Genomic DNA, 12,860 nt, shown 5'->3' on the forward strand with positions numbered 1-12,860 from the left:
GATAAATTGATGTTTTAGAAATGAGATTATCCTTCTTCTTTAAATACTGGATTGGTTAACTATTTGCAGAAAAAATGAGGTTCCATTGTTATCGGTATTGGCAAGGGTAAGATCCCCACCCAATGCTTGTGCATATAATTTACTTATGTACAGTCCGAGTCCTGTACCTGTAAATCCATTATTAAAAGACTGAAATGGCTGAAACAGCAAGTGCATTTGATCAGAAGATATTCCCGTTCCTTTATCTGTAACCAGAAAAAAAATTCCGGTTTCGCCAACAGAACCTACATATACCGATATCCTGCTACCCACCGGAGAATATTGGAAAGCGTTTTCGATAAGATTTTTCAATATTTGCGTAAGCTTTATTGTGTCTGTTGTTAAGTACTCTGGAACTTTACGATTGAAAGTCAACCTGATGCTTACTAGCTTGGACTTAACAAGTCTATTCTGCTGATCAATGTAAGACTTGAGCCACTTTCTTATATGGATAGTCGAAAGAATCGGCTTAATCTCCAATTTTCCCGCGTTGACCATCGAGGATGCCATCATGTTATTTAAAATGTGCAATACATCAAGGCCCATTGCATTAATACTAGAGAGGTAAAACTCCTTGTCTCTGGTTCCTAACTTGTCTTGCAAAAGCATATTGGTAGCCATACAGATACCAGATATTGAAGTTCTCATTTCATGAGCAAGCATTCCCATGAATGTATGCATCGTGTTTTGACTTGGCTGATGCGCAGGTGGATTTGAACTATCGGATATTAACATACAAGGATATTTAAACAATGTAAAAAGGACAACTACAACCAGTGAAATTAAAGTGCTGGGGTATCATGAATACTAACAGCATTTTCCGGAGTAGATGTATTTTCAGATCGGGCATCACATCCGTAGAGACAGTTTTCCGGAACACAAAATTGGGAATAGAAGCTATGTCCTAAACTTAGTATTTTGATTAATTCCGAGTTTTCTATAAACGACACAAGGACTGAACCTAATCCCACACATACAGATTCGATAAATATCTTCCACTTATCACAGAACATCTTATCTGATGCCAGAACAACCATATAGCTGCGGACTACACGAGGATTTTCAGGAGCGTCTTTGCAATGACCTACTTGGTAAATTCTCTCCGGTCTGACTATCGTTATTATCAGATCAATTATCTTCTCATTTACTGATTTGACAGGATTAGTCAAAATGCTTTGTAAATCATCGTGCCCCAATCGAAGTCGCCTAAGAACCTTATATTGCTCGTTAATGATATGAGCAGCTTCTACTAGCTTTCCCAGCATCTCATGATAAAAGACAAGCATACTTCGTTCCTGCCTCGTTAGCTCTTTATTGAAACTACCTGTTACAGTTGATTTTAAATATTCCCAGTGATATTCCCGGATACGTGATAGATCAGCGAAATCAAATAACTCATAAATCACAGAATAAGGATCAGTATTTTCCATTACACTGAGATTTTGGGTCGCAAACGCTGTGCTTGAAAAGGCAAAGTGGTTCATTTGTTGAGTGATTTATATATAGAGGTGATTGCAAAATGACAATGAATCATCCTGTCATACGACTTAGGCCATCGTTAATGACGGAATATTAATGTTGTAGTCTTTATAAGGTTTATATTCTATGGCGAGATGTGCTGATCACTCACTAAAAGTAAACTTATGATATGGTAGGTTCTTGGGGTAACCGATTCTATTAGTTCCAATTCGCTAGCGATATCAAACGCATGTAAATAAGGCATCTGAAGTAAGCACCGGGCGATTTTCCCAAGTGAGAGGGAGAATTTCTCTTCTGATAAAGAAATGAGCTGGTTACTCTCGTATTTCATAGCAGTAAGTAATAGTAGAAAAATAAAATGACTGCTTTGAGAACTAACCAAAAGAATAAAAGACGTGGGTTAGTCCTTATCGTTCCTGAAGGGCTACGACACCCCGATGGCGAATAAGGACGCCCACGTCTTGACCTTAAATATAATAAGGAAAACGTGAGCGATCTACCTTATTTCCCGCCATCTCCAAAAGGTCGTAGTTTTCAGGAGCGAGATAAAGCAAATGCGCTTTGTAAAACTGATATTTATAAACTCCTAAGAGCTATCTACATCCATCTATTTAAGTCGTTTAAACACACTACAAGTTAAATAAAATAACTTAAAATCACTAAATAAACTTAAAGTTACTGGTTTATTATTGAATGTAAGTACTTTACATCTTTTTTCGTTAGTTGCAGGATGACCGGTTCCAGAAGAAGATATAATAGAATCAAGATTGTATTATTGGAAAAAGAGAAGACTAATATATGGTTAGCCGAACAGTTAGGGGTTAGCTCAACCGCTGTATCTAAATGGTGCACAAATCGGAATCAACCTACAGTTGAAACGTTATTTAAAATTTCAGAAATATTGAACGTTGGAGTTTGCGAATTATTGGTAACAAAATAAATGGAGAATTAATCCTTAAGACCGGTGAACAAACTATTCACCAGCGATAATTTTCATAACGCCATACCACCTTTTAATATATCATTATTCCCGTATTAAAACTAACGTAAATGGAAAATACCCCATGCTATAATATCAATTTCCGAACATAAGTGTTCCTTTGAGTGTCTTACCTAGATAGAACCTTATCTAAAAATGAATATGTTTCAGAATTTGATAGTCAACAACCATCCTTGTACATAGATTTACTTACCAACTACATTAATTGATATTACAAGATTTATAATTATGAAAGAATCCCATACATTTCTTCGCTCCATTAATAGAATATAAAATATACTAACTAAAACAATTTCCTTAATTCCATGGATTCAATTTTTTCTGCGAGTGAACCTAGCTTGGGGTATTTATATCAGATAAGATATGGTCTTATGCTTATCGTAGCGGAAGGAAATGAAGATGCAAAACTTCTTCTCGAGAAAATAGATGATATAAGTATTGAGACTCTTGATTCATTACAAGTATACCAAACAAAATTACACATTTCTTCAGTTGCTAATCTTACAAATGCCAGTACTGATCTATGGAAAACAATAAGGGTTTGGAGTGAAGGTATCAAAACCGGAACACTAAATGCCGAAACTGATTTGTTTAATTTAATAACGACTGCGGTAGCATCCATAGACACAATACCCTACAAACTTAAACAAAACACTCACAAAGATAGAAACATTGATGAAATCTTATTAAGCCTAAAAGAGGTCGCACAATCATCAACCAATGCGACAAATAAGCCTGCTTACGAGTCCTTTTTAAGTCTATCTGAAGATCAACAAAAAAATCTAATCAAGAAACTAACAATTGTCGACGCATCCATTGATATCAATGAAGCAAAGAAACTCATTCTCCACGAGGTTAGACATTATTCATTAAAAAAAGAAAGCTTGTACGAACGGTTAGAGGGTTGGTTTATGGGTGAGGCGATATTGCAATTACAAGGACTACGTGACTTCATTACTGCAAAAGAGGTTAGCTCTAAAATCATGGATATTGCAGATACTTTTAAAAGCGATAACTTACCGAATGACTTTAATGTACCAATTACCTCGGACGAGACACAACTTGGCCAATACAGGAATAAAATATTTGTTAAACAAATGGAGCTTATAGGTTCCGGCCCTAAAGCAATTAATAACTCCATAAGTGACTATCATAGATCATTTAGCCAAAAATCCAGATGGCTAAGAGAAGGATTAATACATCCTGACGATGAAATTTCGTATAACAAAAAATTAAAAGAAGATTGGGAACGAAAATTTACAATTATTGCTGATAGTGTAGATACCGACGATGACGAAATCCAAAAAAACAAAGGAAAGGCATTCTTCGAAACACATTATATTACGCAATATCCACAAATACACATCAAGGAACGTTTTAAAGAACAATATATGGTAACGGGAAGTTGTCATATGCTTTCAGACAAGAAAGAAGTTGGATGGCATCCCGATTTCAATAATAAATTAACCACTGAATAATGTTACCCACCTGGGAAAATAGGCCAGAAATTACAGCCAATCTTATTAACCCCGCATTTTGCAGCGAAATAATAAGAGAATGTGCTATTGCATTTAAAAATGAAGCAAAGGACAGTCTTCCCTTTTCATTAGCTGTTTTAGTATTGCCGCTTATACTTAATAGCAGAATTAGAGAACGACTCCCCAAATCCAAATCTAATACAATACATGCTTGGATCAATGACAATGAAGATATCAAAATCGGATTAGCAAAACATATTAAAAGCTTCTTGCCATTTAGCAGGGAGTCGATAATGTTTGGTATTGCACATAATACTTTAAGCATAGATGACAATGGAGGAGTTGACATTAAAGTAAGGAAAGGTAAATTAAAACTTGATGACCTAGAAATTAAAAGTTGTATTAGCAAAGCGACAACTCTAGGGAAGGTATTTTCTAAATCTGGAAATCCCCTAACCATTTATTCAATCCTCGGCATCAAACCATAATAAATACATCAAATGCAAATAAAAAGTATAGTACTTTATAATAAAAAAGGAGAAAAGCGGATTCTACCCTTTGAAATTGGAAAGGTTAACATTATAACAGGGGAATCTAAAACCGGTAAGACTGCACTAATTGATATAATTAACTATTGCTTGGGAAGTGACGATTGCCGTATATCTGAAGGTATTATTAGAGATACTGTTGAGTGGTTTGGAATCTTAATCCAATTATATACTGAACAAGTATTCATTGCTCGTCAAAACCCAAACAGGTTAAACCAAAACTCAACCCAACATATCTATTTTTCAAATTCAGATATAGTTGCAATACCAGATTTACCACAAATTATTAACAACTCAGACATAGGAACGTTAAAAGACTTTTTTACAAAAAAAATGTTTATTGCGGAATTCACCAACAAGCCTGAAACGGGTACACGTGATCCACTGAGTGTTAATTTTAAGCATAGCAGATTCTATTCTTTCCAGCCGCAAGATTTAATTGCTCAAAGAAATTATTTGTTTTATAATCAAACAGACAATTTTGCAGCACAGGCAATTAGGGATACACTGCCATATTTCTTGGGAGTATTAAGAGAAGATACTATAAGAATAGAACAAGAAATTGCCGCAAAAAAAAGAGAATTAAATCGCTATGAAAAAGAACTAAAAGAGTTTGAACGATTAAAACAAGATGGCAGTAAGAAAATTTTCGAATTAATTGGGGAAGCAACTCAGCTTGATTTATTGGATTCAAACAAAGTAATTTCGGGTGAAACCGAAGCTATAATAGCATTAAAAGAGGTACTTGCATGGGAGTCGAATATGATTGAAGTAGCCCAAGGAGAAAATGAGAACCTCAAACGGCTCATAGATGAGAGAAATGAGCTTTCAAGGGAACTCTCTATATTAAATGATGAAGTAAAAGCTGTCAAATCCTTCATTAATCAGACAACAGATTACTCTACGGAAGCCACGCAACAAAAATTAAGATTAGAATCAATAAAACTATTTTCTGAAACAGAGAGCGAGTTACATCATTGCCCATTATGTAGTCAAAATATTGAAACTAATATACCTTCAGTTGCCGCCATCAACAAATCGTTAACAGAGTTGTCTGATAATCTTACAACTACTATCGTAGAACAACCTAAGCTGGGACAATATGTGGAGAAACTGTCATTAAATCAGGAAAATAAAAAGAAAGAGATTGAGATAAGACAGAATAGCATTAAAGCAATTTACCTGGAACAAGATGAGTCTGCCAAATTAAGAGACATAAATTTAAGACGAGGAAAGGTGATTGGTAAGGTTTCACTATTTATGGAAAGTTTTCACGTAGTAGTAGAGGATACCACATTGCAAATTAAGATCGATCAATTACGCACTCAAATTACTAGACTTGAAGAATTAATCAGTTCTGAGGAAAAGGAAAGCCGCTTAAATGCAGTTTTGAATCAAATAAATATTCAGATGACAAACTGGGCTTCTGGGCTTGATTTAGAGCATCAAGACGCACCAATCCGATTTGATATTAGGAAGCTTACTATATTCGCAGATACGCCCAATAGATCAATTGCGTTAAATCACATGGGAAGTGGCGCAAATTGGGTGGCTTATCACCTATTAATACATTTTGCCCTTCATAAGCATTTTGTTAAAGCTCAACGACCAGTGCCTAGGTTTCTAATACTCGATCAGCCATCACAAATATATTTTCCACCGGAGCAAGACCTAAATCAGACAGGGCAAATTACTGCTAGTTCTGATGAAACAGCTGTTAAGCAGATGTATGAATTCATTTTTAAAGTAACGAAAGAACTTGCGCCAGAATTTCAGGTTATTATTATTGATCATGCTAAACTAAATTTTCCAGACTTCACTGATTCAATTACAGAAGAGTGGAGAAACGGAATTAAATTAATCCCAACGAATTGGACGAACTAATAAAAATATTTGATTTTATATCGGATTTATTAGGAATGAAGTCAATTTCTTCAACTTAAATGATTCTAATCTGAATAAATACTAAATAATGATATTGGGCATGAAAAAAGAAGATACATTTATACAGTATGGGGTACCTAATGATTGGGCCAAAAGCTATGTCTCCAAGCAATTATCCGTCACTTCATTTAGAAACTTATCCAATAAAATACTTCAAGATTCATTCTCTATACCAATTGATCAGATTAAATTTGTAAAACGTTGTTTGAAGAGAACTCCAATAGAGGATAATATAGTAAATCAATTGTTGGAAAACAATAATTACACATGCTGTCTGTGCAAAGGCACGAAGGGAACATCCTTCATCATTCACCATATCAATCACTATTCCACTTCGCAAAACAATAATTATGAGAACTTGGCAGTATTATGCCCAAATGATCATGATTTGGTTCATAAAGAGGGAAATAGTCTTACTCTAAAGATAACAAAAGAACAAATTATAAAAAGCAAGAGGAAATGGGAAAAGGAGGTTGAAACAAGAAATGCTCAAGCAGCTTCACAAAATGGAGAAATAGAGGAAGTAGACTTTATCAATGCTCCTAGAGTACTCGAACTTTACTATCAAATATACCAGGATAAACCTCATAGCGAATATTCAAGCAAACTTCTTTCTTTAGGCGTCCTTGATAGTGCGGGATCTATAAATCAGAGTTCAAAAGAAGAAAATGATATAAGAAATCATCTGACTGACTTCAATTCTCACGGTCCCGTAGGTTCATGGATGTTAAGGGCTCATTTTCTCGACGCATTTAAACAATTATTAAACAAAATTAGTTTTGTCGACCTCGATGGCCTAATGAACCGCAAGAGTCTATATTCTAATATATTAATAGGATCTTATTGTTTTTATGTGGGCGGTCTATATAGTAAAGCTATATCAATACCAATAACAGAACAAACCCCTATAACCCACTTATATTTCCATAGAAAAGATTTTTTTATTGAGTGGCTAGTAGATCCTAAATGGCTTGTCTCTACGTCAGCAATCGCAAGATTCGGAGAAAAGAAGGAATATTTAATATACGGGCGAATTAGAGGTATCGGCAAAAAAAGCTGGAAGGGAAAGGATTACATTCATTACGATATACGTCCATACTTGTTTGGATTGCCAACAAAAACAAAATCGCGCCGGCCACCTATTCATTATATTGACAAGTGGAATGGATTTGACGTAGGCGACTAGCTATAAGGCAACTACAAACATATAGCAAGCAATATATATCAATTTATCACCCTATAGATTATCGGAATCGAAGTATACTCCCTTTGCAAAACAGGATCATATTTGAGGGTTTTCCAAGAAAAAGTAAGTCTACATTTATGGATACAAGAACGAACGTCTTTACATTAATTGGCTATAAAGATTTTTACGGACAAGAAAAGTCACTACCTGATGCACTAAATATCATACGCAATATACCATCGACAACACTACTAAAATATATCTCCGGGTTCAACGTTAACCTTTATCTACGTGAAAATTTTGAACATTCTGGTAAAATACAGGCATATTTACTGGACAGTGTTTTAAGGAGAGCGCCAGCATCAATCACTGAAAAATGGAAGGAAATTTTAGAATCTAATAAAAACGAAGGCAATGCGCCTCTTATAATTTGGAATTATTCAAACTTGATCTTTTATGACTTGATTTTTAAGAGGTTTAACAATCGTCCATATAGAGATCTTAGCAGGAATGAAGCGAAGGCATTTCTTAATGCATACTTAATAATTAATTCAATTGCCAATAATAAAATAGCAGTGGAAGAAACAGAGCTAATAGCAGCATCGCAAAACCATAATCTTGAAGAAATAATTATCCCAGGTTTTATTTATCAGAAAGATTATGTTTCAACAACCGACTTTTCCAACCAATTAGTTAGGGGTTTTGAATTATTCAAATTTTTAGAAATACATCCTATATATAAAAGCTTGGTTCACGAGTATTACAATGCCAGGCATGTCTCAGGATATTTACGAATGTTTAAGAACCTATTGGTGATATTATCGGAGATTAAAATTGCGGGAGATTTAGCCCAAAGGAATCAACTGGTTGATTTGAGAGGATACGTGATGGGAGGTGACGTTGATTTACCCTTTATAGAAACATTATGTATTAACTCATACATCAAAAATCACATCGCAGACAAAAGCTTTGTGCAATTGCGTGAGACGTTTCTATACAAATCAGCAAAGTATACGTTTTTGGTTCTGGATGTGAATTTCCTGATAGATAATTTTTACAAAGCACAGATCTTTGCTTTTAATGGATTTCTAAAGAATAGAGGTATAAAAAGCGAATTCTTATCTATAAAAGCAAAAGAGTTTATGGAAGAAAGCTATTTACCACAAGTGATTGAACGATGTTTTACTAATTATATAACATTCTTAGGAGATGAATGTCCTAATTGTAAGGGAGAAGAATTGTGCGACGTGTATATCAGGAAAGAAAATAAAATTTGTCTAATGGAGTTTAAAGACACTCTACTAAATGCTGATGCCAAAAATAGCGGTGATAAAGATGTTTTGTACGCAGAACTTGATAAGAAATTCCTAGAAAATCAGAAAAGAAAACCCAAAGGAATAACTCAACTCCTAAATGCGATAAAAGACATTGAAAGTAATGGTGTACTATTTGATACTGACTGTCCTAATAACCTAGAAATATTCCCAGTCATTTTGTATACAGATTTTTCATTTGGCATTGAGGGGCTTAATAAAGTTTTCAAGGAAAAATTAAATAGCAAACTTAGTGAGCTTACTTTCTCCAAGATTCATGTCAACGAAATCACATTTATCAATCTCAGTTTTTTTGAACTACATGAACAACATTTGGCGAATCAAAATCTCGACCTTTTCACAATGCTGAAAGAATATCATCTTCATATAACAAATCCAACATACTATTTAACTCCCTTTGAAACCTTCAGTAAGTTTTACATGAATGAAAATATCCCCAATGATTTGATTCAACCAGAGTATTACAAAAAACTTCTAGAAGAGATTACAAAATCTTAGTAAACTAAGTCCTAAGTATTTTCAAAAAAAATGAAAAACAGACCGAAATACACGCCTGAAAGCATTGAAATAATCCGTTGAATATAAAATAAACACCAAGAAGCCATCTTCATATGTGTGATAAACTCACATAAATTGAATATCACATCTAAAATCCTAGTTCTAACTGGAAAATAGTTACCATGACTACGAATAACAGACTAATAGACCAGACAAAGATTGATCTTATAGATACTATAGTTAAACGACTCAAGCATGTAGTCGGTCATTTGCAAATTAGGAATTGGCTGGAACAATTTGATTATAGTGAGTGGGACTTGGCCCTAAAGGTACTAAACGGTTTAGAATACTTTGATGAAAATGATCTATTTCAGCTGTTTGATACCGGTTTAAAAGATATTCACAAGAAGATAAATGATTTTGAACGTGCCTGGGAAATTTCCCTTAAGACAGCACCGGGAGATTCCAAAATTAAACAAGTTGAGAAACGAAATGCCAGGAATTTACGCAGGAAAGGACATAACGAAGTTCAGATACTGCCATTAGGAAATAATGGTAAAAGCGGCAGCCATATGCTATATTATATTCTCCATGCCCCATTTTTTAAGAAGTCAAACTTTCAAATTTTAGATAATAAGGAGAAAATCATTGTCAACAACTTCGATAACTTCCTGCACTTAATTTTAGTAGACGACTTCTTAGGTTCTGGGGATTCTGCTTATAAATATATCAACAACGAAATTTACCCAATCCTTGACGAGTTAGGTGTACACAAAGTGAGAATATACCTATTATGCTCATTCTTTATGGAAGGGGCCAAAAAGAATATTACAAAAAATGCTTACTATAATACTATCCAAATTATTGGTACTCCAAGAATTCCCGCGTTTTCTCCAACCGGATCGCCTTTTGGTTATCGTCCTTCTATGGTGAAAGTAAGAGAATTTTGTTATAAATATGGGAAAGGATTATACAAAGTGACAGATTACGATGCTAAATCACCAATCACTACGGATTACCCTTTGGGCTATAAAAATACGCAATCATTAATTGTATTCGCTCATACGGTTCCTAATAATACACTTCCGATTTTTTGGTCAATAGCGAAGGGATGGAATCCTTTATTTCCAAGAGTTATATTTGCGAGGCTTAAGGACAAGGTAAACCTTAATAAGGAATCTCGCATTTGGATTTCAATGGCTAATAAACTAGGCCGGTTTTCTTTTTTTAAGAAAAATACTTATTCAGATAAAAACATTAAATTGATTTGCTATATTAGATTATTAAAGATGGGTACTGTTGGAACGGTAATATCTCAAAAAATAGGAATTTCATTATTCGAAATGGAAGAAATCATAGAAGATGGGATTTCGAGAAAAATCTTGAAAAATCACAGAACATTAACCAATAAGGGTCAAGCGATGTATGATTTGGTCATGAGAAAACGTCCTAGGATTTCTTCAGGAAGTACTGTTATGAAAGATGATATTGTTTATATACCTAAAGTTTTTCGTGGGAGGACATAGTATTTTTTTTAGCCTTTCTCTCGCAAGAGAAATCAAAGCCTTGTTTTGATATGTCTAAAGCTACTTTATACTAAATAATGTACAACAATCGCCTTCTTGCGTCGCGGGGCGTTGCTGTACATCATTCACTAACGTGAATGAAATTTCAAAATTGAGTAATTGAATACGAATGTCTTCTCCACGAAATTTAATCATTCAAGAAGCTGAAGAAACGCATCATTCCAAAGAATATTTAAATGATATTTTAGCTTATTATGATAAGCTTTATAACCAAGGTCTCCCTGTCATTTATTCCATCCATCATCTCTGTTTGTTAATGGGAGACTTAGATAAAAAGGTTCCGAAAATAATTACATCCAGGAATTCGAATTATGCAACTTTCAAAATAAAGAAGCGAAGCGGTGGAAAAAGGGAAATCTCTGCGCCTTTCGTTCCATTGAGAAATATTCAACAGTGGATTTATCAAAACATTCTTTCTAAAGTACCCATACATCCTTCTGCTTATGGATTTGTTAAACACAAATCTATTATGGATAATGCAAAAGTACATGTAAACCAAGATTTTATTCTTAATATTGACTTACTAGACTTCTTTACATCTATCCCTGAAAAACGAGTGTATGGTATATTTAAATCTTTAGGATATCACCCCAATCTAGCAGTATATTTAGCGAAGGCCTGCACAAAGAATCTAGTAAAAGAGATAGATATAGAGGTGCTTGATTGGCTAAATCAAGCGCCATTTCATCAAAATAACAGTGTATTACCGCAGGGAGCTCCAACAAGTCCTCAATTATCAAATCTTGTATGTAGAAGGCTGGATAAAAGATTGAATAATTATGCTGTGAAAAATGGGTGTAAATATTCACGTTATGCAGACGATATAACTTTTTCAGGTAGTGAAGTGAATAACATTAAGTTGGGTGTAATTTTTAGGATCATCAATGATGAACAGTTCAACGTTAACCTTGACAAGGTTAAATTTTTTCATAAATCTAGTAATAGGAAAATTATTACAGGATTAATTGTTAGTGATAAAATAAGAATTCCTAAAAAATTCAAAAGAGAAATAGCTCGCCATCTCCATTTTACCACAATGAATGGTACTCAAAATCATATCCAACATTTACGACAGTATCATAATTTCGATAAGGTTAATTACCGAGATTGGTTGTATGGAAAAATCTGCTATATCAAAATGATAGAACCAGATTTTGGTTTAAAACTAATGACTAAGTTTAAGTCCATCGATTGGGGTATTTAGTATGATAAATCGATTTGATTTATGTTTAACAAGTAGCAATAATTATACGCTTAGCGATTTTATTAGCAGTAATTAGTTAACAATCCAATTGACTTAGCCAAGTTTTATAAAGAAGAAGTAGAGGAGACTAATTAAAAATACCATTATTTTCTAAACCAAAAGTTCAAATTTAGCAGTTTAGATCTCTTAATATAGTGCCAAACTAACGCCTTCAGCTTAAAAGAAAAAATAAGATAAGACCGCGCAATGACTCAACACCACATTGTATCCCTACGAGCAAGTGCATCTTTTCGGCGGTGTTTATCGGTTGTAGTTTTGGAATATGGACCAATCAACATCAAGTCTCGGCAAGGGATCTCCCAGACCCCGGATATCTGTTACGGAAAAGAAGCGATTGCTATCTGAGTGGCAACAGAGTTCTTTAAAGATGAAAGCGTTTTGCGAGCAAAATGGTATATCTCTGTCTGGTTTGAAGACCTGGATGAAACAGTTTGACATGGGAAGAAAACGTAAATCCAAGATAATCAAAGCACCATCGTTTGTTGCGCTCATTCCTGAGAAATC

The 12,860-nt window shown here is 34.3% G+C and carries 11 protein-coding genes; 9 read left to right on the forward strand and 2 right to left on the reverse strand.

The window, feature by feature from the left end:
- Positions 1-39: 39 nt before the first annotated feature.
- On the reverse strand, positions 40-774 hold the full coding sequence (locus BLR32_RS33550) for a sensor histidine kinase (protein WP_089839079.1): 735 nt from the start codon (positions 772-774) through the stop codon (positions 40-42).
- Positions 775-821: 47 nt separating this feature from the next.
- Positions 822-1,523, reverse strand: a complete 702-nt coding sequence (locus BLR32_RS33555; protein ID WP_089839081.1) for a hypothetical protein — start codon at positions 1,521-1,523, stop codon at positions 822-824.
- 725 nt (positions 1,524-2,248) lie between these two features.
- Here BLR32_RS33555 and BLR32_RS33560 point away from each other — a divergent pair.
- The 9 genes from BLR32_RS33560 to tnpA all read left to right on the forward strand — a co-directional run.
- Positions 2,249-2,458 (forward strand): helix-turn-helix transcriptional regulator, encoded by a 210-nt coding sequence (locus BLR32_RS33560; protein WP_089839083.1) that lies wholly within the window; start codon positions 2,249-2,251, stop codon positions 2,456-2,458.
- A 365-nt stretch (positions 2,459-2,823) separates the two neighbouring features.
- Positions 2,824-3,996, forward strand: coding sequence for an ABC-three component system protein (locus BLR32_RS33565; RefSeq protein WP_143011675.1), 1,173 nt, complete (start codon positions 2,824-2,826; stop codon positions 3,994-3,996).
- Positions 3,996-4,484, forward strand: a complete 489-nt coding sequence (locus BLR32_RS33570) for a three component ABC system middle component (protein ID WP_089839088.1) — start codon at positions 3,996-3,998, stop codon at positions 4,482-4,484. Before BLR32_RS33565 ends, BLR32_RS33570 begins: the two co-directional genes overlap by 1 nt.
- A 12-nt stretch (positions 4,485-4,496) precedes the next feature.
- Positions 4,497-6,428 (forward strand): DUF3732 domain-containing protein, encoded by a 1,932-nt coding sequence (locus BLR32_RS33575; protein WP_089839090.1) that lies wholly within the window; start codon positions 4,497-4,499, stop codon positions 6,426-6,428.
- A 100-nt stretch (positions 6,429-6,528) separates the two neighbouring features.
- Positions 6,529-7,674 (forward strand): HNH endonuclease signature motif containing protein, encoded by a 1,146-nt coding sequence (locus BLR32_RS33580; protein WP_176842523.1) that lies wholly within the window; start codon positions 6,529-6,531, stop codon positions 7,672-7,674.
- Between the two features lie 137 nt (positions 7,675-7,811).
- Positions 7,812-9,506: a hypothetical protein gene (locus tag BLR32_RS33585; RefSeq protein WP_089839095.1), complete on the forward strand. Its 1,695-nt coding sequence runs from the start codon at positions 7,812-7,814 to the stop codon at positions 9,504-9,506.
- Between the two features lie 182 nt (positions 9,507-9,688).
- Positions 9,689-11,032, forward strand: a complete 1,344-nt coding sequence (locus tag BLR32_RS33590) for a phosphoribosyltransferase-like protein (protein ID WP_089839096.1) — start codon at positions 9,689-9,691, stop codon at positions 11,030-11,032.
- Positions 11,033-11,201: 169 nt separating this feature from the next.
- Positions 11,202-12,296, forward strand: coding sequence for a reverse transcriptase family protein (locus BLR32_RS33595; RefSeq protein ID WP_089839099.1), 1,095 nt, complete (start codon positions 11,202-11,204; stop codon positions 12,294-12,296).
- A gap of 322 nt (positions 12,297-12,618) precedes the next feature.
- On the forward strand, positions 12,619-12,860 hold a 242-nt coding region (gene tnpA / locus BLR32_RS34710; protein WP_394331210.1), incomplete at its 3' end, for an IS66 family insertion sequence element accessory protein TnpA.

This window comes from Chitinophaga filiformis (genome assembly GCF_900102545.1).
In the GTDB taxonomy this organism is placed as follows: Bacteria; Bacteroidota; Bacteroidia; order Chitinophagales; family Chitinophagaceae; genus Chitinophaga; species Chitinophaga filiformis.

Coding starts and splice junctions, on each gene's coding strand:
- BLR32_RS33550 (WP_089839079.1), bottom strand. CDS start 774: ATGTTAATATCCGATAGTTCAAATCCACCTGCGCATCAGCCAAGTCAA.
- BLR32_RS33555 (WP_089839081.1), bottom strand. CDS start 1,523: ATGAACCACTTTGCCTTTTCAAGCACAGCGTTTGCGACCCAAAATCTC.
- BLR32_RS33560 (WP_089839083.1), top strand. CDS start 2,249: ATGACCGGTTCCAGAAGAAGATATAATAGAATCAAGATTGTATTATTG.
- BLR32_RS33565 (WP_143011675.1), top strand. CDS start 2,824: ATGGATTCAATTTTTTCTGCGAGTGAACCTAGCTTGGGGTATTTATAT.
- BLR32_RS33570 (WP_089839088.1), top strand. CDS start 3,996: ATGTTACCCACCTGGGAAAATAGGCCAGAAATTACAGCCAATCTTATT.
- BLR32_RS33575 (WP_089839090.1), top strand. CDS start 4,497: ATGCAAATAAAAAGTATAGTACTTTATAATAAAAAAGGAGAAAAGCGG.
- BLR32_RS33580 (WP_176842523.1), top strand. CDS start 6,529: ATGAAAAAAGAAGATACATTTATACAGTATGGGGTACCTAATGATTGG.
- BLR32_RS33585 (WP_089839095.1), top strand. CDS start 7,812: ATGGATACAAGAACGAACGTCTTTACATTAATTGGCTATAAAGATTTT.
- BLR32_RS33590 (WP_089839096.1), top strand. CDS start 9,689: ATGACTACGAATAACAGACTAATAGACCAGACAAAGATTGATCTTATA.
- BLR32_RS33595 (WP_089839099.1), top strand. CDS start 11,202: ATGTCTTCTCCACGAAATTTAATCATTCAAGAAGCTGAAGAAACGCAT.